This is a genomic window from Kitasatospora sp. NPDC093102 (assembly GCF_040683915.1).
Taxonomy (GTDB): domain Bacteria; phylum Actinomycetota; class Actinomycetes; order Streptomycetales; family Streptomycetaceae; genus Kitasatospora.
Map to the genome: position 1 here is coordinate 68,506 of NZ_JBFBFA010000029.1, position 21,236 is coordinate 89,741.

The 21,236-nt window shown below is 74.3% G+C and carries 18 protein-coding genes and 2 pseudogenes; 9 read left to right on the forward strand and 11 right to left on the reverse strand.

Annotated elements, in window-relative coordinates; genetic code table 11:
* Positions 1-21 precede the first annotated feature (21 nt).
* Both AB0O11_RS28000 and AB0O11_RS28005 read left to right on the forward strand, forming a co-directional pair.
* Positions 22-1,650, forward strand: a complete 1,629-nt coding sequence (locus tag AB0O11_RS28000) for a D-aminoacylase (protein ID WP_363392288.1) — start codon at positions 22-24, stop codon at positions 1,648-1,650.
* Complete coding sequence (locus AB0O11_RS28005; RefSeq protein WP_363392290.1) at positions 1,647-2,510, forward strand: serine hydrolase; 864 nt, start codon at positions 1,647-1,649, stop codon at positions 2,508-2,510. The genes AB0O11_RS28000 and AB0O11_RS28005 overlap by 4 nt, the downstream gene beginning before the upstream one ends.
* Before the next feature lie 19 nt (positions 2,511-2,529).
* On the opposite strand, the gene AB0O11_RS28010 is transcribed toward AB0O11_RS28005, so the two are convergent.
* Positions 2,530-3,453, reverse strand: coding sequence for a LysR substrate-binding domain-containing protein (locus AB0O11_RS28010; protein WP_363392292.1), 924 nt, complete (start codon positions 3,451-3,453; stop codon positions 2,530-2,532).
* 9 nt (positions 3,454-3,462) lie between these two features.
* Positions 3,463-4,800 carry a diaminopimelate decarboxylase gene (gene lysA / locus AB0O11_RS28015; RefSeq protein ID WP_363392294.1) on the reverse strand — a complete coding sequence of 446 codons (1,338 nt, stop codon included), beginning with the start codon at positions 4,798-4,800 and terminating at the stop codon, positions 3,463-3,465.
* A gap of 183 nt (positions 4,801-4,983) precedes the next feature.
* Between lysA and AB0O11_RS28020 the strand changes: the two genes are divergently transcribed.
* The 4 genes and pseudogenes from AB0O11_RS28020 to AB0O11_RS28035 all read left to right on the forward strand — a co-directional run bounded on the left by AB0O11_RS28020 (position 4,984) and on the right by AB0O11_RS28035 (position 9,112).
* Positions 4,984-5,640: a GntR family transcriptional regulator gene (locus AB0O11_RS28020; RefSeq protein WP_363392296.1), complete on the forward strand. Its 657-nt coding sequence runs from the start codon at positions 4,984-4,986 to the stop codon at positions 5,638-5,640.
* 95 nt (positions 5,641-5,735) lie between these two features.
* Positions 5,736-7,001: an MFS transporter gene (locus AB0O11_RS28025; RefSeq protein WP_363392298.1), complete on the forward strand. Its 1,266-nt coding sequence runs from the start codon at positions 5,736-5,738 to the stop codon at positions 6,999-7,001.
* Positions 7,002-7,056: 55 nt separating this feature from the next.
* A pseudogene (locus AB0O11_RS28030) lies at positions 7,057-7,173 on the forward strand (Uma2 family endonuclease); the annotation flags it as partial.
* A gap of 448 nt (positions 7,174-7,621) precedes the next feature.
* The gene (locus AB0O11_RS28035) at positions 7,622-9,112 is read left to right on the forward strand and encodes an MFS transporter (protein ID WP_363392300.1); all 1,491 of its coding nucleotides are present in this window, start codon (positions 7,622-7,624) and stop codon (positions 9,110-9,112) included.
* 244 nt (positions 9,113-9,356) lie between these two features.
* Here the strand turns inward: AB0O11_RS28035 and AB0O11_RS28040 are convergent, their stop codons facing one another.
* The 5 genes from AB0O11_RS28040 to AB0O11_RS28060 form a co-directional block, all read right to left on the reverse strand.
* Entirely contained in the window at positions 9,357-10,196 is an 840-nt protein-coding gene (locus tag AB0O11_RS28040; protein ID WP_363392301.1) for an SAM-dependent methyltransferase, read from the reverse strand.
* Positions 10,197-10,295: 99 nt separating this feature from the next.
* The gene (locus AB0O11_RS28045) at positions 10,296-11,045 is read right to left on the reverse strand and encodes a hypothetical protein (protein ID WP_363392302.1); all 750 of its coding nucleotides are present in this window, start codon (positions 11,043-11,045) and stop codon (positions 10,296-10,298) included.
* A gap of 406 nt (positions 11,046-11,451) precedes the next feature.
* Positions 11,452-12,465 carry a DUF1648 domain-containing protein gene (locus AB0O11_RS28050; protein ID WP_363392303.1) on the reverse strand — a complete coding sequence of 338 codons (1,014 nt, stop codon included), beginning with the start codon at positions 12,463-12,465 and terminating at the stop codon, positions 11,452-11,454.
* A complete protein-coding gene (locus tag AB0O11_RS28055) occupies positions 12,462-12,809 on the reverse strand; it encodes a GntR family transcriptional regulator (RefSeq protein ID WP_363392304.1) in 348 nt (115 codons plus the stop codon). The genes AB0O11_RS28050 and AB0O11_RS28055 overlap by 4 nt, the downstream gene beginning before the upstream one ends.
* A gap of 157 nt (positions 12,810-12,966) precedes the next feature.
* Positions 12,967-14,757, reverse strand: coding sequence for an oleate hydratase (locus AB0O11_RS28060; protein ID WP_363392306.1), 1,791 nt, complete (start codon positions 14,755-14,757; stop codon positions 12,967-12,969).
* Positions 14,758-15,056: 299 nt separating this feature from the next.
* Here AB0O11_RS28060 and AB0O11_RS28065 point away from each other — a divergent pair.
* Both AB0O11_RS28065 and AB0O11_RS28070 read left to right on the forward strand, forming a co-directional pair.
* Positions 15,057-15,377 (forward strand): annotated as a pseudogene (locus AB0O11_RS28065) (universal stress protein); the annotation flags it as partial.
* A 357-nt stretch (positions 15,378-15,734) separates the two neighbouring features.
* A complete protein-coding gene (locus AB0O11_RS28070) occupies positions 15,735-16,331 on the forward strand; it encodes a GNAT family N-acetyltransferase (RefSeq protein ID WP_363392330.1) in 597 nt (198 codons plus the stop codon).
* Between the two features lie 16 nt (positions 16,332-16,347).
* On the opposite strand, the gene AB0O11_RS28075 is transcribed toward AB0O11_RS28070, so the two are convergent.
* On the reverse strand, positions 16,348-17,331 hold the full coding sequence (locus AB0O11_RS28075; protein ID WP_363392308.1) for a trypsin-like peptidase domain-containing protein: 984 nt from the start codon (positions 17,329-17,331) through the stop codon (positions 16,348-16,350).
* A 182-nt stretch (positions 17,332-17,513) separates the two neighbouring features.
* Between AB0O11_RS28075 and AB0O11_RS28080 the strand changes: the two genes are divergently transcribed.
* Positions 17,514-18,047, forward strand: a complete 534-nt coding sequence (locus AB0O11_RS28080) for a Clp protease N-terminal domain-containing protein (RefSeq protein ID WP_363392310.1) — start codon at positions 17,514-17,516, stop codon at positions 18,045-18,047.
* Between the two features lie 262 nt (positions 18,048-18,309).
* On the opposite strand, the gene AB0O11_RS28085 is transcribed toward AB0O11_RS28080, so the two are convergent.
* The 3 genes from AB0O11_RS28085 to AB0O11_RS28095 form a co-directional block, all read right to left on the reverse strand.
* Positions 18,310-19,575 (reverse strand): FAD-dependent oxidoreductase, encoded by a 1,266-nt coding sequence (locus tag AB0O11_RS28085; protein ID WP_363392312.1) that lies wholly within the window; start codon positions 19,573-19,575, stop codon positions 18,310-18,312.
* A 117-nt stretch (positions 19,576-19,692) separates the two neighbouring features.
* Entirely contained in the window at positions 19,693-20,115 is a 423-nt protein-coding gene (locus tag AB0O11_RS28090; RefSeq protein ID WP_363392332.1) for a nuclear transport factor 2 family protein, read from the reverse strand.
* A gap of 16 nt (positions 20,116-20,131) precedes the next feature.
* Positions 20,132-20,935 carry an MBL fold metallo-hydrolase gene (locus AB0O11_RS28095; RefSeq protein WP_363392314.1) on the reverse strand — a complete coding sequence of 268 codons (804 nt, stop codon included), beginning with the start codon at positions 20,933-20,935 and terminating at the stop codon, positions 20,132-20,134.
* Positions 20,936-21,236: the final 301 nt, after the last annotated feature.

Here is a 21,236-nt window from a genome sequence, read left to right on the forward strand (position 1 = left end):
ATGGGACTGATGGGAGCAGACGTGACCACGACCCCGGTCGACCTGCTGCTGCGCGGCGCCACCCTGGTGGACGGCACCGGGGCGCCCGCCCGCCCGGCCGACCTCGCCGTCGCGGCCGGCCGGGTTGCCGTACTGCCGCCGGGCACCGCCGTGGCCGCGGCCGAGACCCTGGACGTCGCCGGACGGGTCGTCACCCCCGGTTTCATCGACGTCCACACCCACTCGGACGCGCTCGCCGCCCCGTTCGGCGGCGGCACCCACACCGACGGCGACGCCCTGGACGAACTGCGGCTGGCCCCGCTGCTCCAGGGCGTCACCACCGAGATCAGCGGCAACTGCGGGATCAGCCTGTTCCCCGCGCTGCCCGAGCGGCTGCCGGAACTGGCCGAGCACCTGCGGGTCTCCTTCGGCCTCGGGCCGGTGCTGCCCGCCGAGGACTTCGACGCCTTCGCCGCCGGCCAGCGGCCCGAGTTGCGGCGCAACCACATCACCTCGCTGGTCGGCCACGGCACCCTGCGCGCCGGGGTGATGGGCTTCGAGGACCGCCCGCCCACCCCCGAGGAGCTGGCCGCCATGTGTGAACTGCTCGACCGGGCGCTGACCCAGGGCGCGGCGGGGCTCTCCACCGGACTGATCTACCCGCCCGGCGTCTACGCGGACACCGAGGAGATCGTGGCCCTGGCGACGGTCGCCGCGCGGCACGGCAAGCCGTACGTGACGCACCTGCGCGACGAGATGTCCCAGGTGGAGAAGGCCCTGGAGGAGGCGCTGGAGATCGCGGTGCGCTCCGGCGCCCCGCTCCAGGTCTCCCACCACAAGACCGCCGGCCGGCACGCCTGGGGCGCCACCCTGCGCACCCTGCCGCGGCTGGAACGCGCCCGTGCCGAGGGCGTGGACGTGCTCTGCGACGTCTACCCGTACACCGCCGGCAGCACCGTGCTGCACGCGATGCTGCCGCCGTGGACCAGTGAGGGCGGGGTGGCCGCCCTGCTGGAGCGGCTGCGCAGCAAGGAGATGCGGGACCGGATACGCGCGGACATCGCGAACGGCGTCGAGGGCTGGGAGAACACCGTCGGCAACGGCGGCTGGGACCTGATCTCGGTGGCCGCCGCCCCGGCCCGCCGCGCCGCCGAGGGCCGCCGGATCGCCGACCTGGCCGCCGAGCGCGGCACCGACCCGGTGGACTACGTCTGCGACCTGCTGCTGGAGGCCCAGGGCGAGGTGACCATCATCAGCCACTCGATGCGCGAGGACGACGTCCGCCGGGTGCTGGCCAGCCCGCTGTCGATGATCGGCTCGGACGGCGTGCCCAAACCAGGCCGCCCGCACCCCCGCTGGGCGGGCAGCTTCGCCCGGGTGCTCGGCCACTACGGGCGCGAGCACGGGCTGCTGCCGCTGGAGCTCGCGGTGCACAAGATGACCGGGCTGCCGGCCGCGCGGTTCGGGCTGACCGGGCGCGGCGTGGTCCGGGACGGCGCCGTCGCGGACCTCGTGGTACTGGACCCGGCGGCCGTCCTGGACGGCGCGACCTTCGAGCAGCCGCTGCTGCCGCCGGTCGGCGTGGAGACCGTCGTGGTGGCCGGGCGGGTCGCGGTGCGCGGCGGCCGGCCGACCGCGATCCGGGCCGGAGAGGTGGTGCGGGTCCGATGAGCCTCGCCCAGGTGGCCGCCGCCGCGCGCAGCTCGGCGGCGCTCCCGCTGACCCTCGCGGTGGCCGCCGTCGACGTGGACGCCCCCGGCCCGGACACCGGTGCCGACGGCGGCGCGGTCGGGGTGGACGACACCGTCGTGCTGCCCGTCGCCAGCGCCTCCAAGCTGCTGCTGCTGGCCGAGGTCGCCCGACGGCTGGACACCGGAGAACTGACGGCCGGGCAGCCGGTGGCGATCCTCCCCGAGGACGTCACCGGCGGCACCGGCCTGCTCGGCCGGCTCAGCCGCCCCGGCTGGACGGTGGAGGACCTGGCCTGGCTGACCGCCGCGGTCAGCGACAACACCGCCACCAACGCGCTGCTGCGGCTGGTCGGCCTGCCGGCCACCGCACGGCTGGCGCGCGACCTCGGCCTGGAACGGCTCACCCTGCACGACCGGGTGCGCGACGAGCGCGGGCCGGACGTCCCGCCGCTCTTCGCCACCGGTACCGCCCGCGACCTGGCCCGCCTGGTGGCCCTCGCGGTCCAGGGCACCATGGCCACCCCGGCGGCCTCGGCCCGGCTGCTCGGCTGGATGCGCGCCAACACCGACCACGGCCTGGTGCCCGCACTGGTCGACCACGACCCGTACGCGCCCGGCTTCCCCGAGCCGCTGCCCGGCCGCCTGCTGGTGGCCAACAAGACCGGTACGGACACCGGGGTACGGGCCGACGCGGGCGTCATCGTGGGCGCCCGCCGGGTGGCCTACGCGGTCGTCGCGCACTGGGACGTGGCGCTCGGGCCCAGCACCGAACGGGCCGCCGTGCACGCCATCAGGGACGTCGGCCGGGCGCTCGCGGCCTGGGCGCAGCGGCCCGCCTGACGGCTTCGAGCCGGGGGGATCAGGCCCACTGCATGTCGAGCAGGGACCTGATCTCCCCGGCGGCGGCGCCGAGTTCGGTGAGGAAGGCCCGGAGCACCGGATTGCGGTTGGTGGCCCGGGTGGCCACTCCGATCCGGCGGTGCAGCTGGGGGTGGTCCAGCCGGCAGACGTGCACCCCGGCGCTGTCGGCCAGGCCGAGTGCCGGGATCAGCGCGACGCCCATGCCGGCCCGCGCGAGGTTGATGGTCACCTGGTAGTGGTCGCTGCGGCAGCGCACCCGGGGGCGGAACCCCTCGGCCGCGCAGGCGCGTTCGAGCACCGGCTCGCCGGTGCTGCCGCCGTGGGTGCCGATCCAGCTCTCGCCCTCCAGCTCGGCCAGCCGCACCACCGAGCGCCGCCCGAGCCGGTGCCGCAGCGGCACCACGACCAGCTGCGGCTCCTCGAAGTACATCCGCACGTCCACCGCCGCCTGGCGGCACCACGGGTCCAGCGGGTGCTCGAAGACCACGGCCGCGTCCAGCCGGCCGGCCTCCAGGTCCGGGACCAGTTCGTGCGGCTGGCCCATGATGAGCTCCAGCTCCACCTGCGGGTTCCCGGAGGCGAACGCGGCCAGCGCCCGGGGCAGCAGGTCCAGCCCGGCGGAGGCGAAGAAGCCGATCCGCAGCACGCCGGCCGCGCCCTGGGCGTGCGCCCGCAGGTCGTCCTGCGCGACGGCCATCAGGTCGGCGATCGCCTGGGCGTGCTCGGCCAGCCGGACACCCGCGGGCGTCAGGCGCAGGGACTGCGGAGCCCGTTCCACCAGCGCGACACCCAGCTCCTGCTCCAGGCGGGCGAGCTGGTGCGAGATGGCGGACGGGCTCAGGTGCAGGGCCTGCGCCGCGGCCACGATGGTGCCCCGGCGGGCGATCTCCAGGAGGACGAGCAGTCGGGCGCTGTTCAGCATCGGCCCAGGTTATGAGGCGAGTGCCCGCTGCGCGGTCACCGGCTCCCCGGTGCCGCCGTCGGCGGCCGCGTCCAGCCGGAGCAGGTCGTGCTCGGTCTCGCGGCGCACCACCAGGCGGGCCTCGCCGTCCCGGACGAAGACCACGGCGGGCCGCGGCAGCTTGTTGTAGTTGGACGCCATGGCGTAGCCGTAGGCGCCGGTCACCGGGGTGGCCAGCAGGTCGCCGACCCGCAGGTCGGCGGGGAGCGCGGCGTCGTCGATGATCACGTCGCCGCTCTCGCAGTGCTTGCCGACCAGCCGGGCACGCTGCGGGCGGGGCGCCTCGGGGCAGCGGGGCAGGAACGCCTCGTAGCGGGCGCCGTACAGCGCGGGGCGCAGGTTGTCGCTCATCCCGCCGTCCACGCTGACGTAGGTGCGCACGCCCTCGATCCGCTTGACGGTCCCGACCCGGTACACGGTCAGCCCGGCCCGGGCGGCGATCGAGCGGCCGGGCTCGACGCCCACCTCGCCGCTCCAGCCGGCCCCGCGTACGGCCGCGCGGACCCGCTCGGCCCAGACGGCGAAGGAGGGGGCGCTCTGCCCGTTCAGGTAGGCCACGCCCAGGCCGCCGCCGACGGTCAGCCGGCGCAGGCCGTGCTCCACCGCGAACCGGGCCACCGCCGCGGCGCCGTCGGCCAGCTCGGCCGGGTCCAGCACCTGGGATCCGACGTGGGCGTGGACGCCTTCCAGCCGTACGGCGGCGGAGCCCGCGGCCCGGCGCACCGCGGCCGCGGCGGCGCCGTCGGCCAGGCCGAAGCCGAACTTGGAGTCGTGGCCGCCGGTCTGGATGGCCTGGTGGGCGCCGGCCGCGACCCCGGGCGCCACCCGCAGCCGGACCCGCGCCGGGGGCAGGCCCTCCTCGCGGTGCAGCCGCTCGATCCGGTCCAGCTCGTCGAAGCTGTCCACCACGATGTGGCGCAGGCCGACGGTCAGCGCGGTGCGCAGCTCGGTCTCGTCCTTGTTGTTGCCGTGCAGCACGATCCGGTCCGGGTCGACCCCGGCGTACAGCGCGGTGCGCAGCTCGCCGCCGGAGGCGACGTCCAGCAGCAGGCCCTCCTCGGTGGCGAGGCGGGCCATCGCGGTGCACAGGAAGGCCTTGGAGGCGTAGGCGACGTTGCCCCGGCCGAAGGCGGCCACCGCCTCGCGGCAGCGCCGGCGCAGGTGCTCCTCGTCGTAGACGAACAGCGGCGTGCCGTACCGGCGGGCGGCCTCGTCCAGGAGCACGCCGCCGACGGCCAGCCCCTCGGGGCGGAACTCGGCGGTGAGCGGCAGCAGGCCCGGATCGACGGGCGGCAGGGCTGGCGACACAGGGGACAAGGCTTCCTCCCGGCAGGCTGGCTGGCCCGCCCATCCTCGGTCCTGCGGGAGGGACTGAGAAAGCGCATTCTTCCGGCCCTGAGCAGTACCGAAACCGATGCTCCGGCCCGGTGGACGGTCCTGCGGCGCGAGTGTTGCATCTAAGCTTGCATCTATGGTGCTACGGTGTGTTCCATGGCCGACACCCCGCCCCCTGCCCGCGTCCCGGCCGCGGACCGCGCGTACCAACTGACCAAGGACCTCATCCTCGGTGGCGGCCTCCCCGGCGGGACGCTGATCAGCGAGGGCGAGATCGCCGAACGCACCTCGCTCAGCCGCACCCCGGTCCGGGAGGCCTTCCTGCGGCTTCAGGCCGAGGGGCTGCTCCAGCTCTTCCCCAAGCGTGGAGCCGTCGTGGTGCCGGTCGGCCCCGGCGAGGCCGAGGACGTGCTGGAGCTGCGCGAGGCGCTGGAGAGCACCGCCGTGCGCCGGATCACCCGCCGCCCCGACGGCCTCGACGCGCTGGTGCGGCAGCTGTCCGAACTGATCGACCAGCAGCGCGAACCCGCCCGCCGGGCCGACCTCGGCGCCTTCGCCGACGCCGACGAGGCCTTCCACCGGGGCATCGTGACGGCCTCCGGCAACGAGCTCGCCGAGCGGTTCTACGGGACACTGCGCGACCGCCAGCGCCGGATGGCCGTCCAGCTGCTCCGGGTCCAGCCGGAGCGGCTGGCCCCGCTGGTCGAGGAGCACACCGTGCTGGTCGAACGGATCGCGGCCCGCGACGCCGAGGGCTTCACCGCCGCCCTGCGCGCCCACCTGGACGCCCACCGCGCCGTCACCGAGCGCTGACCTCTCCCCGGCGCGCGCCGACGGTTCGCGCGCGCACCCCCGACGGACCGCCGGGACCCCACCATCCGAACCATCCGACAAGGAGCAGCACCACCATGAGCACCACCCGGCCACCGTCCGCCGGTCCCGTCGCACCCTCCGGCCGGGGGCGGCCGTGGCTGCTCGCGGCCCTCGCCATGCTCTGCTGCGGCTGGGGCGGCAACCAGTTCACCCCGCTGCTGCTGATGTACCGCCACCTCGGCGGCTACTCGGAGGTCACCGTGGACGCCTTCCTGGGGGCGTACGTCCTCGGGCTGGTCCCCGGACTGCTGGTCGGCGGCGCCGCCTCGGACCGCTACGGGCGTCGCCCGCTGATGATCGGCGCGGTGGCCGCCTCGCTCGCCGCCAGCGGGGTGCTGTGCGGCGGAGCGGCCGGTGAACTCCCCATCTACGCCGGGCGGTTCCTCACCGGCATAGCCGTCGGCATCGCGATGGCCGTCGGCACCAGCTGGGTCAAGGAGCTCTCCCAGGCCCCGCACGACCCGGCCGCCGACCCGGGCGCCGGAGCCCGCCGCGCCTCCCTCGCCCTGACCCTCGGCTTCGGGCTCGGCGCCGGGGTGGCCGGCGCGCTCGCCCAGTGGGGCCCCTGGCCGATGGTCACCCCGTACCTCGCCCACCTGCTGGTCACCCTGCCCGCGCTGTTCCTGCTCCCGAAGGCCGTCGAGACCCGGGCCCGCACCGCCGCCGTCCGCAGCCTCTGGGCCGACCTCAAGGTCCCGGCGGCCGGGCACCGGCGCTTCGTGCGGGTGATCCTGCCGATGGCCCCGTGGGTGTTCGGCTCGGCCGGCGTCGCGTACGCGGTGACCCCGCAGCTGGTCGGCGACCGGCTCGGCCACTGGTCGCTGGCCTACGCGACCCTGCTCACCGTCCTCACCCTCGGCACCGGTGCCCTCGTCCAGCCCTTCGCCAAGCGCCTGGACTCGCTCTCCTCGGCGCGCGGCGTCATCGTCTCCATGGTGCTGATGGCCTGCGGCATGGCCGTCTGCGCCGGCGACGCGGCGGTCCGCTCCCCGCTGCTCGGCCTGTGCGGCGCGGTCCTCCTCGGCGCGGCCTACGGCATCGGGGTGGTCTCCGGGCTGCTGGAGATCCAGCGCATCGTCACCCCCGACGACCTGGCCGGCATCACCGGCGTCTACTACGCGCTGTGCTACTCGGGCTTCCTGCTCCCCGCGATCCTGGCCGCGCTCTCCTCGCTGGCCTCCTACACCGTGATGCTCGGCGTGGTGACCGCCCTCGCGCTCGCCAGCCTCGCCGTGATCACCCTCTTCTCCCGCCGTGCCCTGCCCGCACCGGAACCGATCCCGGCCGAGGCCGCCCGCTGACACCGCTGCCGCCGCCCCGCCCGCGCGCGGGGCGGCGGAATGCTCTGCGGACCGGCTGTACAGCGAGCCGACCCGCCTCGGCTATGCCGCAGAGAGCGGGCCGCATCCCTTCGGCACGCCCGTTCCCCTCCCGGCGCCCTTCGGCCTGGACCTCGACACCTCCCGGCTGTAGGACCAGGCCTTCGCCCCGTCCTTCGGGCGGGCGTGCGCCGGGCGGCCGTCGGCGAGGTCCTCGGCCAGGAGGCGCCAGGCGATGGCGTCGGAGACGATCGTCCGGACGGTGTCGAGGTCGACGCCGCGCACGATCGTGCAGACCGAGTACCCCAGGTGCGGGTCGGAGTCGGCGGTGGTCGGCTGGGCGGAGCCCTCGCCCGTGTCGGTGGAGCCCGCCCGGGCGGTGAGGGCGGGGTAGCGGTGGCGGCGGTCGTGTCGTCAGCCTCGGTGCTCCGGACACCGGTCGCGATCAGATTCGCCCGTTCGGGTGTGGGACGGGCCGGCGCGCCCCGGGTGGCGGCCCCGGGTGGGCCGGGCGACGATGGGCCGAGCGACGACCACTCCTCGGCCACGCGGCCGAGCGGATCGCCGACCAGGACGCCCCGGCCCCCGGGAAGAGGCTCCCCTTGAACACCGACCCGCCGCGCGGTACCTCGCACCCGCCGCGGCCCGGCGCCACCGCCGCGGGCGGCCGGGCCGCCGCCCGCCGCTGGCGGGCGCTCGTGGTCTGCCTGGTCGCCGGCTTCATGACCCTGCTGGACGTCAGCATCGTCAACGTCGCCCTGCCGACCGTACGGGCCGGGCTGCACATGTCCGACAGCGGCCTGCAATGGGTGCTCAGCGGCTACGCGCTGGCCTTCGGCCTGGTGCTGGTGCCCGCCGGGCGGCTCGGCGACGCGCGCAGCCGGCGGGCCGTCTTCCTCGCCGGGCTCGCCCTGTTCACCGCGGCCAGCGCGCTCGCCGGGGCGGCGCAGAGCCAGGAGTGGCTGGTGCTGGCCCGGCTGTTCCAGGGCGCGGCCGGCGGGGTGCTGGTGCCGCAGGTGTCCGGCTTCATCCAGGTGCTGTTCCAGGGCGCGGAGCGCGGCCGGGCCTTCGGCGTGCTGGGCACGACCATCGGGCTGTCCACCGCGGTCGGGCCACTGCTCGGCGGGCTGCTGATCCACCTGTTCGGCCCGCAGGACGGCTGGCGCTGGGTGTTCCTGGTCAACCTGCCGATCGGCGTCGCCGCGCTGCCGATCGCCTACCGGCTGCTTCCGGCGCCCCCGCCCGCCGCCGAACGGGCCGGGCACCGGGACTTCGACCCGGTCGGCGTGCTGCTGCTCGGCGCCGGGACGGTCTCGCTGCTGCTGCCGTTCGTCCAGGCGCAGCAGTGGCACGACTCGGCCCGCTGGCTGCTGCTGGCGCTGGCGGCGGTGCTGCTCGCCGTCTTCGTCGGCTGGGAGCTGCACTACGGGCGGCGGCACGAGCCGCTGGTGAGCATGGCGCTGTTCGCGGTGCGCCCGTACGCGGCGGGGACGCTCCTGTCGCTGGTGTACTTCGCCGGGTTCACCGCGATCTTCTTCATCTTCACCCTCTACCTCCAGGTGGGCCTGCACTACTCGGCGCTGGCGGCGGGCCTGGCGATCACGCCGTTCGCGGTCGGCTCGGCGGTGTCCGCGACGGTGGGCGGGAGCCTGGTGAGCCGGCTGGGGCGGCGGCTGGTGGTGGCCGGGCTGGTGCTGGTGCTGGCCGGGCTGCTGGCCTCGACGCTCGCGGTGCAGCTGTGGTCCGGGCCCGACGTGGGCTGGACGACGGTGCTGCCGCTGCTCGTCGCCGGGGTGGGCAGCGGACTGGTGGTCGCCCCGAACCAGACGCTGACCCTCCAGCAGGTGCCGGTGGCCCGGGCGGGCAGCGCGGGCGGAGTGCTGCAGACCGCGCAGCGGGTCGGCTCGGCGGTGGGCATCGCCGTCGTCGGCTCGGTGTTCTTCGCCCATGCCACCGGCCCCCGCCCGGACTGGGCACTGGCCTTCCAGCTGGGGGTGACGGTCGCGGCCGGCCTGGTGCTGGCGGCGCTGCTCGTGGCGGCCGCCGACACGGCCTCGGGCCGGGGCGGTTTCCGGGCCGCCGGCCACGGATGAGGGCGGGGCCGTGACGGGCGCCCGGGAGCATCGCGGCGTTCTGAGCCCCCTTCGTTCCGGACGCCTGACCGGGGCCGTCAGTGGTCGCGGCGGTGGATCGCGACCGCCGCGACGGCGACCGAGGCCAGCGACCACACCGCGAAGGTGACCCAGGAGCCCGCGACGGTGGCCGGATACTCGGAGCAGCGGCGGGGAGGGAGGCGTGGGCGGGCCCACCGCCGGCACACCGCGAAAGCGCCGACGCTCAGCGCTTGATCGCCACGCCCGCGTACATCGCGATGTCCTGGTCGCGGACGGGCACGGCACCGGCGTCCGGCCGCCAGTGGTGCACCAGCGTGACACCCGGGTCGAGCAGCTCGTAGCCGTCGAAGAAGGCCTCCGTCCCGGCCTTGTCGCGGATCTGGAGCGGGATGCCGCGCGCGTTGTACTCGCGGCCGACGCCGCCGACGCCCACCGGGTCGGTGTCACCGGTGAAGACCGTCAGGGCGAGGAAGCTGCCGGGCGCCAGGGCGTCCATGAAGCGGCGCACGATGCCCTGCGGGTCGTCCTCGTCCAGCACGAAGTGGACGATCGCGATCAGCGACAGCGCCACCGGCTGCGAGAGGTCGAGCACCTCGCGCAGCCGGGGGTTGTCGATGATCGACTCCGGGTCGCGGAAGTCGGCGTCCACGTAACAGGTACGGCCCTCGGGCGTGCTGTCCATCAGGGCCCGGGCGTGGGTCAGCACGATCGGGTCGTTGTCCACGTACGCGACCCGGGCCTCGGGGGCGACCGCCTGGGCGATCTCGTGCACGTTCGGCGAGGTCGGGATGCCGGTGCCGATGTCGAGGAACTGCCGCACGCCGTACTGCTCGGTGAGTTGGCGCACCGAGCGCTGCATGAAGTCGCGGGTGGTGCGCATCGAGATCGGCAGCGACGGCCAGGCCTGCACCGAGGCGTGCGCCGCGACCCGGTCCGCCTCGAAGTTGGTCTTGCCGCCGATGAGGTAGTCGTAGACCCGGGCGGAGTGCGGAACGTCCATCCGCAGGTCCACCGATGGGTGATCCTCGTGCGGACCGTGTGCCGCCCGGATCTCGTTCGCCATGCTCGTTCTCCCGTTGCTGGGCATCCGTCACGGGCCGCCGGTGTGGCGGTCCATGGTGCGCATGGTAACGGTCGCCCGGTACGACGAGATGACAGACCCTCAGGCCTGGGCCTCCGGGTGCCTCGGTTCGAGCGCGGCGGCACCCGACTGACGGGGGATCGCGGTGATGTCGGACCCCGCCCGGCCGTGCGCCGCGAGTTCGAGCGCGGCGCCGATCCAGGCTATGCCGAAGGCCCACGTCGCCAGCCACTCGCACAGGTACAGCGGCCGCACCGACCAGCCGGAGCCGACGCCCGTCACCCCGGCCAGGACGGAGAGCGCCAGGGCGACCAGGATCACCACCCCGGCCACCAGGTAGGCCGAGCCCACCCGGGCCGGCTGGGTGGAGCGGGGGTTGCGGAAGGAGTAGAGGCAGAACAGCGCCAGCATGACGAACAGCAGGCCCGCGAAGGCCAGGTGGAACGCCCCGACGGTGCGCTGGACGCCGGACCCGCCCACCGGGGACGTCGGGCACAGCGCGACCCCGAGCGCGAAGAACCCGGCCGCCGTGCTCCAGCGGTCGTCCCGGCGGTCGAAGCGGTAGCAGATCAGGAACACCCCGAGGGCGCACAGCCCGCCGACGAAGAGGTTCCGGCTGCCGGTGTAGTACGAGGCGCTCATCGAGCCCGGCCAGAAGCCGTCGGTGCTGCGCCCCATCACCTCGGCGGACAGCCAGTTGCCGAACGGCAGGGCCGGCGGCAGCAGGATGCCGATCAGGCCGACGCCGAGGCGCAGGATCGCGATGGTCCGGACGTCCTGGATGCTCCGCCGGTTGCCGGGGGAGTTCTGCGTGCGCGAGTCGTGAGTCACGGACGCCTCCTTGCCTTTCGTGCGGGCGCACTGGCCCGCTGGTCCTCCGGCCGCGGGGAAGGGGCGGGGCGGTGTCGGACGGGCGCCGCCGCACGCCTGAGCGGCCGTCAACTTGTGTACCCGCATTGGCGTTCGAAGCACCACCGATTTGGTCGGTTTACGCCCTCGGTGACCGCTTGGCGCTCACCGGGCGCCCCCTGCCGACGGCCACCGGCGGACCCACCGGTTCAACTCCTTGGCCGGAAACCGGAGAAGCGGCTCCGGCCGGCCCGACCGTGCCTGGCCGAGCCCGAATCGAGCGGAGCGGCAGATCGCCGCCGAACTGCGCGCGGGGGAGTCCTGACAGTGCCGGAGGCGGCCCGGTCGTGGTGACCGGACCGCCTCGTCCCCCGCCCGCGGAAACGGTTCAGCCAGTGGGCTGCCGGGTGCGCGCGATCAGCGCGTTGAGCAGGGCCGCCCCGCGCTCGGCATCGTCGACGCTGACCGCGAAGTCCGTGCCCCGGCGGGTGCGGACCACCAGGCAGGTGCCTCCGCGCAGCATCACGGTGGTGCCGAGCCCGTTGATCCGGTAGCCCCAGCCGCCCACCTGCGCGGCGGTGCGCTGTTCGGCGCGGGCGGAGTCGAGCTCGGTGGGGGACCAGTGGCGGGCGGGCCATCCGAAGGGGCCGAAGCCGACGGTCAGGCCGCGGGCGGTCACCCGCGCCCGCACCGAGGAGCAGGCGAGGGACGCGAGGGAGGCGACGGCGAACGGCAGCACCAGCACCCAGTCCAGTTCGGCGACCCCGCTCGCGACGGCCAGCACCCCCGTCACCGCGACCAGTCCGAGCACCGCCGCGGCCAGTTGCAGCCACGGGTTGGCGGCGTGGGACAGCCAGACGAACTGCTCGCCCGGCGGCACCTCCAGCGCGGGCGCCCCGGCCGCCGGGCGCGGCTCGGGCCGGCCGCCGAAGCGGCGGCCCGCCAGCCAGGCCAGCAGTCCGGCGAGGCCGGTGGCCAGCAGGATCAGGACCACCTCGATGCCCATCGGCGCGGCGTCCTGCCAGCGGGCGCGGTCCAGGTTGGCGTGCACGATGGAGGTCTGCGCGCCCGTCAGCAGCACGCCGCCGGCCGCCAGCGTGGCCGCCGCGGCCCCGGGCGTCCGGCCTGCCCAGTACCGCCGCAGGGCCACCGCGGTGAGCACCAGGACCGCCCAGAACGCGGCCGGGGCCAGCGCGGCCGCCGTCAGCGACATCGAGCCGTTCGGCTCCCGCCCGCCCCAGTGGGTGGCCAGCGGGTCCGGCAAGCGGTGGCGTGCCGTCAGCGGCAGGGCGACCAGCAGTGCCAGCACGCCGACCGACCAGGCTGCCGCGGCCCAGACGGCGCCGTGAGGTGCCGGGCGCTCCGCCGTGGTCCGCTCCGTCGGTGTCTTCTCGTCCGTCACGACATCCCCCTGATCATGTCCACGAGATCGTTCCTGCCGTAGCCCGCCCGGGCCGCGTCCTCGACCAGCTTCCGTACCCGCTCGACCAGTTCGGAACGGGTGTCGGCGCCGGTCGCGATCGTGATGCCGCGGCCCCGGCGGAACTCCAGCACCCCTTCGTCGCGCAGCGTGCGCAGCCCGCGAAGGACGGTGTTGGAGTTCACGCCCAGTGCCCGGGAGAGCTCCCGGGCCGGAGGCAGCTTGTCCCCGGGGGCGCACTCGCCCTCGGCGACGGCCCGTCTGATCGCGCCGGCGACCTGTTCGTGCAGCGGTCGGGTGTCCCCGATGTCCAGCTTCAGCAACATGGTGCTACTGACGATAGCACCATTAATGTTTCGTGCCACTGCCCTCGGGCGGCGGGCGTGCGAGGGAACGGCGGGACCCCGGGTCGCGGGGCGGCCGGTCCGTTCGACCACCCACGCGCCCCGGGGTCCGCCCGGTGCCCGGCTCCGTGTCCGGCGGCTACTTCCGTTCGTCCTCGATCAGGCCGAACTCCTGCATCAGCTCGCCGATCTCGCTGGCCTCCAGCCGGCGAAGCAGCCGCTTGCGCAGGAACTCCGGCCCGGGCAGGTCGAGTTCGGCGCCGTCGCGGAGCCGGGTGGTGGCGGCGAGCAGCTTGCGCACGTCGTAGGTGGAGTTGAACACCTCGGGCACGCCGCGTTCGACGCCGAGCAGCCGGTAGACGGCCTCCATGCCGGTACGCACCGAGTACTCGGTGGTGAAGATGCAGTCCCGGGTGGTCTCCGCGAACTGGCCGATGAAGGCGAAGTTGACGGCGCCCTCGGGCACCACGTCCGGCCGGTCGCCCGCGTGCCGGGGCAGGAAGAAGGACGTCACGTACGGCATCATCACCGGCACGCAGCGGGCGCCCTGCGCGGCCAGCTCGGGGATCTCCTCGACCGGCACGCCCAGGTGGTACAGCCACTCCTGGGTGATCTCCTCGCCGGTGCACTCCTGCATCGGCTTGTTCACGTAGTCGCCGGGGCGGTCGACGAACAGCGAGTAGACCCAGACCACGATCTGGTCGGCGGGCTGGTGCTTGAAGTGCGGCTGGCGGTTGACCGTCCAGCTCAGCAGCCACGAGGAGTCCCGGGCGGTGACGATGCCGCCGGTGACCACGCCGCCGCTGAACGGGTCGCGCTTGGCGACCTTCTGGATGTGGCGCGGGATGCGCGCGTCCAGGGTGGTGACGGTCGCCGACTCCCACTTGCTCTCGGCGATGTTGCCGCAGAACACCTCGGGGCGGCCGAACGCCGGGTCCTTGGCGGCGATCCGGCGCCACAGGTCCCAGGCCGGGGCCGGCCCCTCGTCCAGCCGGGCCGGGGTGTGCTGGTCGCCGTTGTCGGAGTTCTCGGTGAGCGAGCCGATGGTGGTGAACAGCAGGTCGTCCGGGCCGAGGTCCACCCCGCCCTCCTGGCCGGCCTCCCGCCAGTGGATCCGGGTGGCCTGCTTGCGGCCGGGGGCGTCCCGGGTGGCGGGGGAGATGTCGAAGTCGATGTCGGTGACCTCGACCTCGTAGCGGAACCGCACGCCCTGGTCCATCAGCCAGTGGGTGAGCGGCAGGACCATGGATTCGTACTGGTTGTACTTGGTGAACTTCAGTGCGGACAGGTCCGGCAGGCCGCCGATGTGGTGGATGAAGCGGTGCAGGTAGAGCTTCATCTCCAGCGCGCCGTGCCACTCCTCGAAGGCGAACATGGTGCGCCAGTACAGCCAGAAGTTGCTGTCCAGGAAGTTCCGCGAGAAGACCTCGTCGATCCGCTTGCCCTCCAGCTCCTCGCGGGTGGCGAGGAAGACGCGGACCAGGTCCTTCTGCGCCTTGTCGTCGAGCGCGAACAGGCCGTCGGTGCAGGCGTCCTGACCGCGGCGCTCGGTGACCCGCTGGAGCGAGAAGTTCGGGTCGTCCTTGTTGAGCCAGTAGAACTCGTCCAGCACGGACGCGCCCTCGACCTCCAGCGACGGCACCGAGCGGAAGAGGTCCCACAGGCACTCCATGCGGTCCTCCAGCTCGCGCCCGCCGCGGATCACGAAGCCCTTCTCGGGCGCCTCGATCCCGTCCAGCGCGCCGCCGGCCAGCGTCAGCCGCTCCAGGATCGTGACCCGCTCGCCGGGCACCTGCCCGTCCCGGACCAGGAACGCCGCCCCGGCCAGCGCGGCGAGCCCCGACCCCACGAACCACGCCCGCTTGCGTTCGGCTCCTTCGGGCTTCCTCGGCCGGGCGAACGCCTCGTAATTGCCGCTGCTGTAGTACAAGCCCGCGCTCCCTAGAAAGTTCGACAGCGAACCACCCGTCGGGCGTGTCGACTCCCGGCGGGCTGTCTCCATCCACCCATTCTGCGGTGGTCTTCGCCTGTTGATTTGGGTCGAACGGGTCCCTGTTGATGGGGTCGAAGGGGTGATTCCCGGATGGGCCGGAGAGCCCGCGGGCCGCGTATGGAGAGCGTTGGGAACGCCGCCCGGGACGTCAGGAAGCCGTCAAGGACAGCAGGTCAGCCCCCGTGGAGGCGGTTGGGTGGAGGGCGACGGCGAACGCGACCACACGAGGACGGATCATGCACGGCAACGGGCGGCACGGAGACGGCGCGGAACCCAGGATCGTGGTCGGGGTCAGCGGGTCGCTGGAGAGCCTGGCGGCACTGCACCGCGGCCTCGCCGAGGCCCGCGACCGCGGCGCCGTCCTGGTGCCGGTGCTCGCCTGGGAGCCGCCCGGCGGCGAACACGGCTACCGGCGCTCGCCCTGCCCGCCGCTGCTCGCGGCCGTCCGGGAATCCGCCGAACAGCGCCTGCGGGACGCCCTCGACGCGGCCTTCGGCGGCGCCGACCCCGGCGTGCCGCTGCGCCCGGTGGTCATCCGCGGCGAGACCGGACCGGCCCTGCTGCACATCGCCGACCGGCCGGACGACCTGTTGGTCCTCGGGCGCAGCCGGCGGCCCGCTGCGCCGCCGGCTGCGGCGCTCGGTGCCCGGCTACTGCGCCCGGAGGGCGGGCTGCCCGGTGCTGACCGTCCCGGTGCCCGAACTGCTCCACGACCTGCACCGGCTGGAGTCGGCGCACCGCCGCGCCCGCCGGCACCTCTCGTTCGGGCCGGCGCCCGAACTCCTCACGGCGAAGCGGTAGTCCGCGGCGCGGACGCACTCGGCCCGCCCGCACGCGTGCGTCGCGCTGATGGCGTGTCAGGCCCTGGTGCCCCTGCCCGAGGCGCCGGAGATAAGGGCGCGCAGGATGTCCGTATGCAGATGACCAACGTGCCGCAGGCGGCGACCCCCGATGACGCGTCGTCCATCGGCCGAACGCTGGCCCTGGCCTTCGCCGACGACCCGATGATGTGCTGGTTCTTCCCCGACCCGGCCACCCGGCAGGCGGGGCTGGACGGTTACTTCACCACGCTGTTCACCCGGCAGTACGTCCGCTACGGGGTGTGCGAGCGGACCGCGAACGCGGCCGCCTTCTGGATCCCGCCGCAGGCGCAGGACAAGGCCGTCCCGGACGCGGAGACGCTCGCCGAACTGACGGAGCTCCTCGGCGACCGGGCCGAGCCGTTCCGGCGCTCCGTCGGGGCGGCCGCCGCCAACGTGCCGCAGGAGCCGCACTGGTACCTGGCGGTCATCGGCGCCGACCCGGTCGCCCAGGGGCAGGGCCAGGGCGCCGCGTTGCTGCGCTCGGGGCTGGCCAAGGCCGACGCGGCCGGGCTGCCGGTCTACCTGGAGTCCTCCAAGGAGGCGAACCTGGCGGTCTACCGGCACTTCGGCTTCGAGGTGCTGGAGGAGGTCCGGCTGCCGGAGGGCGGGCCGGCGCTCTGGGTGATGCGGCGTGGGGCCGGGGCGTAGCGGCGAAAGCCCCGGGTCAGTCGTCGGAGGGCAGCTCCGCCGGGACGGCGAGCACGTCGACCAGGGCCTCGCCGCGCAGGACGGTGAGGGGGAGCGGGTGGCCGATCGCGTCGGCCAGCATCAGGCGCTGGAGGGCCTGGGCGCTGCCCATCGGCTCGCCGGCGGCGGTGAGCAGCAGGTCGCCCTCGTGCAGCCCGGCGCGGTCGGCGGGGGCGCCGGGCACCACCTCGACGATGCGCAGGCCGGTGCGCTGCCCGCTGCGGTGGCGCAGGGCGGGCGGCAGGGGTGCGGGCACCCCGGCGAGGCCGAGGTAGGCGCGGCGGATCCGGCCGTCGGTGAGCAGGGCGGCGACGATCCGCCGGCTGGTGGCGTCGATCGGGACGGCCAGGCCGAGCCCGTTGCCGGCCACCGCCGTGGTGATGCCGACCACCTCGCCGTCCGCGGTGGCGAGCGCGCCGCCGGAGTTGCCCGGATTGAGGGCGGCGTCGGTCTGGATCACGTTGTCGATGACCCGCACCGCGCTGCCGGAGCGGGCCGGGATCGAGCGGTCGAGCGCGCTGATCACGCCCGCCGTGACCGTCCCGGCCAGCCCCAGCGGGTTGCCGACGGCGACGACCAGCTGCCCGACCCGCAGGCCGGTCGCCTCGCCGAGCGTCACCGGCGTCGGGGCCGGCCCGTCGGCGCGCAGCACGGCGAGGTCGGAGAGCGGGTCGGCGCCGATGGTGTGGAACGGGGAAGTGGTGCCGTCGGCGAAGGCCAGCGTCCCGGCGTCGGCGTGGCCGACGACGTGGGCGTTGGTGAGCAGGAACCCGTCCTCGGTGAAGACCACCGCCGAGCCGAGCGCGGTGCTGAACCAGCCGCCCCGGCCGCGCCGGGGCACCTGGAGCGCGGCGACCCGCGGGGTCAGTGCGGCGGCGACGGAGGTGACGATCCGGGAGTAGGCGTCCAGCGGTGCCTCCGCCTCGGGGCCCCCGCCCAGTCCGGGGAGCGTGTCGGCCATGGTGCTCACCCCTCTCGCAGGCGCGGTTCTCACGATGGCACCAGATGGCAACAACGGTGGGGTGCCCGGTCTTCCGCGCCCCGGCGGCGCCGTCCTGACGCGTTCTTGACGTCCAGGTAACTCTCAAGAAAAGGGAAAGCAGTCCTATAGTTCGAGTAAAGCCGCAGTCGTGGGAGGGGCCGATGGAAGCGACCATGCCGGAGCCGGACTGGCACGTGCTCGGCGAGCCGGGTGACGGGCGGCTGGGGACGGAACACCAGGGCGCCCTCGACCCGCTGCTGCTCCCCACCCGGGAGGCCCTGCTGGCCCGCCGCACCCACCGGATCCCGCGCTGGAAGCGCCTGCTGCAGCCGGGCTCGTCCGGTCCGGCGGCCTGGATCCGGACGGAGGCCGACGCGCAGGCCGAGCGTCTCGGCCGCCGTACGCCCGGCACCGAACACGTCCTGCTCGCCCTGCTGGCCGTGCACGAAGTGGCCCGCCACGAGCCGCAGTCGGTGGGGGAGGGCGGCGCCGGCGAACTGCTCGCCGGGCTCGGCCTCGACTACGCCAGGGCGCACGCCGCGCTGGAAACCGGCGAGGTGACGCTGCCCGCCGACCCGCGCGCGGTCGAGGCCTATCTGGCCGACGCCGCAGGTCAGGGTGCTGATCAACTGGTCCGGGCGTTGCTGGAGGAAGACACCCGGGCTCGACGCCTGGTCGAAGCCCTGGGCGGCTGAGACGTTGTCGGCGCAGCGAACCACGACACGGAGAAGAGGAAGAAGGACACCCGATGCACGTCACCCTCGCCGAGGAGCTGATGCTGCTCTCGCTGGACGACGAGTCCGGCGTGGCGAAGGACGCCGCCGCCACCGCCTGAGCGCGCCGGGCGGGCTGCGCAGCGAACCGCGCGCAGCCCGCCCGGCCCCGTTCACGGCACCGTTCGGAGCGCCGCCTGGTGAACCCCGGCATCCCCGTCGGCTGACCGCTACGGGCTGCCGACTACAGCGCGTCGAGCGGCACGTCCGGGTCGGCCAGCTCCTTGACGTCCACCACCCGCCCCGAGCGCACCAGTTCGCGGATCGGTTCGGTGACGTCCCAGACGTTGACGTTCATCCCCGCGAGCACCCGGCCGCCGGAGAGCCAGAACGCGATGAACTCGCGGGTGGCCGGGTCGCCGCGGAACACCACCTGGTCGTAGCCGTCCGGCTCGACGTAGCCGACGTACTCCATCCCGAGGTCGTACTGGTCCGTGAAGAAGTACGGGATCCGGTCGTACACCGCGTCCGGCTGCCCGAGCAGCGCGCGGGCGGCGGTCTGCGGCTGGTTGAGCGCGTTGGCCCAGTGTTCGACCCGGATGTGCCTGTCGAACAGCGGGTGGTAGGCGTTGGCGACGTCGCCGGCCGCGTAGACGTCCGGGTCCGAGGTGCGCAGGTGCCGGTCGGTCCGGATCCCGTTGTCGACCTCCAGCCCGGCCGCCTCGGCGAGGCCGGTGGCGGGGGCGATGCCGATGCCGACGACCACCGCGTCGGCGGCCACCGTCGTGCCGTCGGCGAGCTTCACGCCGCTCACCGTGCCGCCCCCGCCGGTCAGTTCGGCCACCTTGACGCCGAAGCGCAGGTCCACGCCGTGCTCCCGGTGCAGATCGGCGAAGACCTGGGCGACCTCCCGGCCGAGCACCCGCAGCAGCGGCAGTTCGAGTGCCTCCAGCACCGTCACCTCGGCGCCCGCCTCCCGGGCCGCGGCCGCCACCTCCAGTCCGATCCAGCCCGCGCCGATCACCGCGATCCGCGCCCCCGGCCGGAGCGCCGCCTTGATCCGGTCGCTGTCCTCGACCCGGCGCAGGTAGAGCACCCCGTCCTGGTCCGCGCCGGGCACCGGCAGCCGGCGCGGCACCGAGCCGGTGGTCAGCAGCAGCTTGGCGTACTCCACCCGGCCGTTGTCGGCGAGCGTCACGGTGTGTCCGGCCGGGTCGATCGCGGCCACCGCCGTGCCCAGCCGCAGCGTGACGTCGTGCTCCGCGTACCACTGCGGCGGGTGGACGTAGATCTTCTCCCGGGGCGTCTTGCCCAGCAGGTAGCCCTTGGACAGCGGCGGCCGCTCGTACGGCCGCTCGTGCTCCTCGCCGATCAGGACGATGCCGCCCCGGTACCCGGCCTCGCGCAGCGCCTCGGCCGCCTTCGCGCCGCCCAGGGACGCCCCGATGATGACGACCGGGCGCTCCCGCCCGCCGCCCGCTCCGGTGCTCCCGGTGTCCGTGCCCGCCATGCTCGACTCCTCGTTCTCCGGCCGTGGTCGGGGTCAGCCTGCCGCCGTCCGGGTGGCCTGTCGAGAGCGCACCTGGCGCGCCGCGCCGCGCTCGCCCGTACGGGTGAACGCGGGGCCTCACCCGGTCATCGCGTCCCTGACCAGCGCGGTGTCGGTGAACTGTTCGAAGCGCACGATCCGGCCGCCGCGCACGGTGAAGCGGTGGGCGACCCGGACCGCGAGCGGTTTTCCGGTGGTCTTGTGGACGGCCGTGTAGCGGCCCAGCACCACCACGGTCTCGCCGTCCACCACGTAGGTGTCGTCGTGCGCCGTCCAGTTGTCCCACTCGGCGTCCAGCCGCTCCATCACGTTGGCGGTGACGCCCTTCGGGGTGCGGTAGGTGCCGGCCAGCGGGAAGCCGGCCATCTCGGTCCACTCGACGTCCTCGGCCAGGGTGGTGCGCAGCGCGGCCAGGTCGCCCCGGGCGGAGGCCAGGTACAGGCGGCGCACCACGTCGGCGGGGGCGGGCGACTCGGCGAAGGAGGCGACGTCGCGGGGGATCTCGATCACGGCCCGCTCACCCCCAGGCCATCTCGCCGAGGACGACCTTGGTGCCGATGTCCACCGCGATCCGCAGCCCCAGCTTCGGGAAGCGCCGTTCCAGCGCCGCCTTGGCGGCGGCCGCGTCCGGGGCCTGGCCGATCTCGGTCTCGAAGGCGCGCAGGTAGGCACGGGTGTGGTCGACGGCGGTGTGGTCGGTGGGTGCGCCGGCGGTCCGGTGGCCGGCCGCCACCCAGGTCGGCTGGAGTGCCTCGATGCCGTCCAACAGGTCGATCCAGGCGGCCCGTTGGGCGGAGGTCGGGGTGTCGGCGGTCCACACGTGCAGGCCCTCGAAGAGCAGCACCCCGCCCAGCACGGCGCGGTGGTGGTGCTGCCAGAGGTAGTGCCGGTCCGGCAGGTGGAAGTCGGCACCGCGCAGCTCGAAGCGATGGCCCTCGAAGACGATCTCGTCGCCGTGCAGCACCTCCGGCCGCACCAGCCGGGTGGGAAGCTCCGGCCCCAGGCGCGCCCAGGCGCGCAGCTTGTCCTCGTAGGTCGCCTGGATGCGCTCGACGGTCGAGGCGGTGGCCAGGAAGCGGGCCTGCGGGTAGGCGTCCTGGACCTCCTGGGCGCCGAAGTAGAAGTCCGGGTCGCCGTGGCTGACGAAGACGGTGGTCAGCCGCTTGCCGCTCGCCTCGATCCGCTCGACCAGGCGGCGCCCGTCGGAGCGGGTGAACCCGGCGTCCACCAGCAGCGCGTCCTGCGGGCCGGTGACCAGGACGGAGGTCTTGTTGAGCGAGCTGTCGGGGCTGTCGATGACCTCGAAGTCGAGTGCGCTCATTAGAGGACCATCCCTTCTGCAGCCCTCTTCGGTAGGGTTGTGACCTCTCGGTCCCGGTGGGTGCATGGCCGGTTGCGCGAGCCGTTCGTCGGCCAGCATGAGTTACGCCAGCCCCGCCGGGCCGAGGCCGTCTGATCGGCTTCAGGGACACGCCCCGCAGAGGGCCGATTAATGAGCTCCCGGCAGACGACCTCACCACCGGGCAGGTGCTCCGTCGAAGTCACAGGAGTACGGCTTCCGTGTTCATCGGATGGGACTGGGCGACCGAGACCCACGACGTCAGCGTCATGGACAACTCCGG

Bases quoted from the DNA above. Each gene is read 5' to 3' on its own strand.
- AB0O11_RS28025 (WP_363392298.1), top strand. From the start codon at position 5,736: ATGAGCACCACCCGGCCACCGTCCGCCGGTCCCGTCGCACCCTCCGGC.
- AB0O11_RS28080 (WP_363392310.1), top strand. From the start codon at position 17,514: ATGGAAGCGACCATGCCGGAGCCGGACTGGCACGTGCTCGGCGAGCCG.
- AB0O11_RS28085 (WP_363392312.1), bottom strand. From the start codon at position 19,575: ATGGCGGGCACGGACACCGGGAGCACCGGAGCGGGCGGCGGGCGGGAG.
- AB0O11_RS28070 (WP_363392330.1), top strand. From the start codon at position 15,735: ATGCAGATGACCAACGTGCCGCAGGCGGCGACCCCCGATGACGCGTCG.
- AB0O11_RS28040 (WP_363392301.1), bottom strand. From the start codon at position 10,196: ATGGCGAACGAGATCCGGGCGGCACACGGTCCGCACGAGGATCACCCA.
- AB0O11_RS28010 (WP_363392292.1), bottom strand. From the start codon at position 3,453: ATGCTGAACAGCGCCCGACTGCTCGTCCTCCTGGAGATCGCCCGCCGG.
- AB0O11_RS28005 (WP_363392290.1), top strand. From the start codon at position 1,647: ATGAGCCTCGCCCAGGTGGCCGCCGCCGCGCGCAGCTCGGCGGCGCTC.
- AB0O11_RS28075 (WP_363392308.1), bottom strand. From the start codon at position 17,331: ATGGCCGACACGCTCCCCGGACTGGGCGGGGGCCCCGAGGCGGAGGCA.
- AB0O11_RS28095 (WP_363392314.1), bottom strand. From the start codon at position 20,935: ATGAGCGCACTCGACTTCGAGGTCATCGACAGCCCCGACAGCTCGCTC.
- AB0O11_RS28055 (WP_363392304.1), bottom strand. From the start codon at position 12,809: ATGTTGCTGAAGCTGGACATCGGGGACACCCGACCGCTGCACGAACAG.
- AB0O11_RS28020 (WP_363392296.1), top strand. From the start codon at position 4,984: ATGGCCGACACCCCGCCCCCTGCCCGCGTCCCGGCCGCGGACCGCGCG.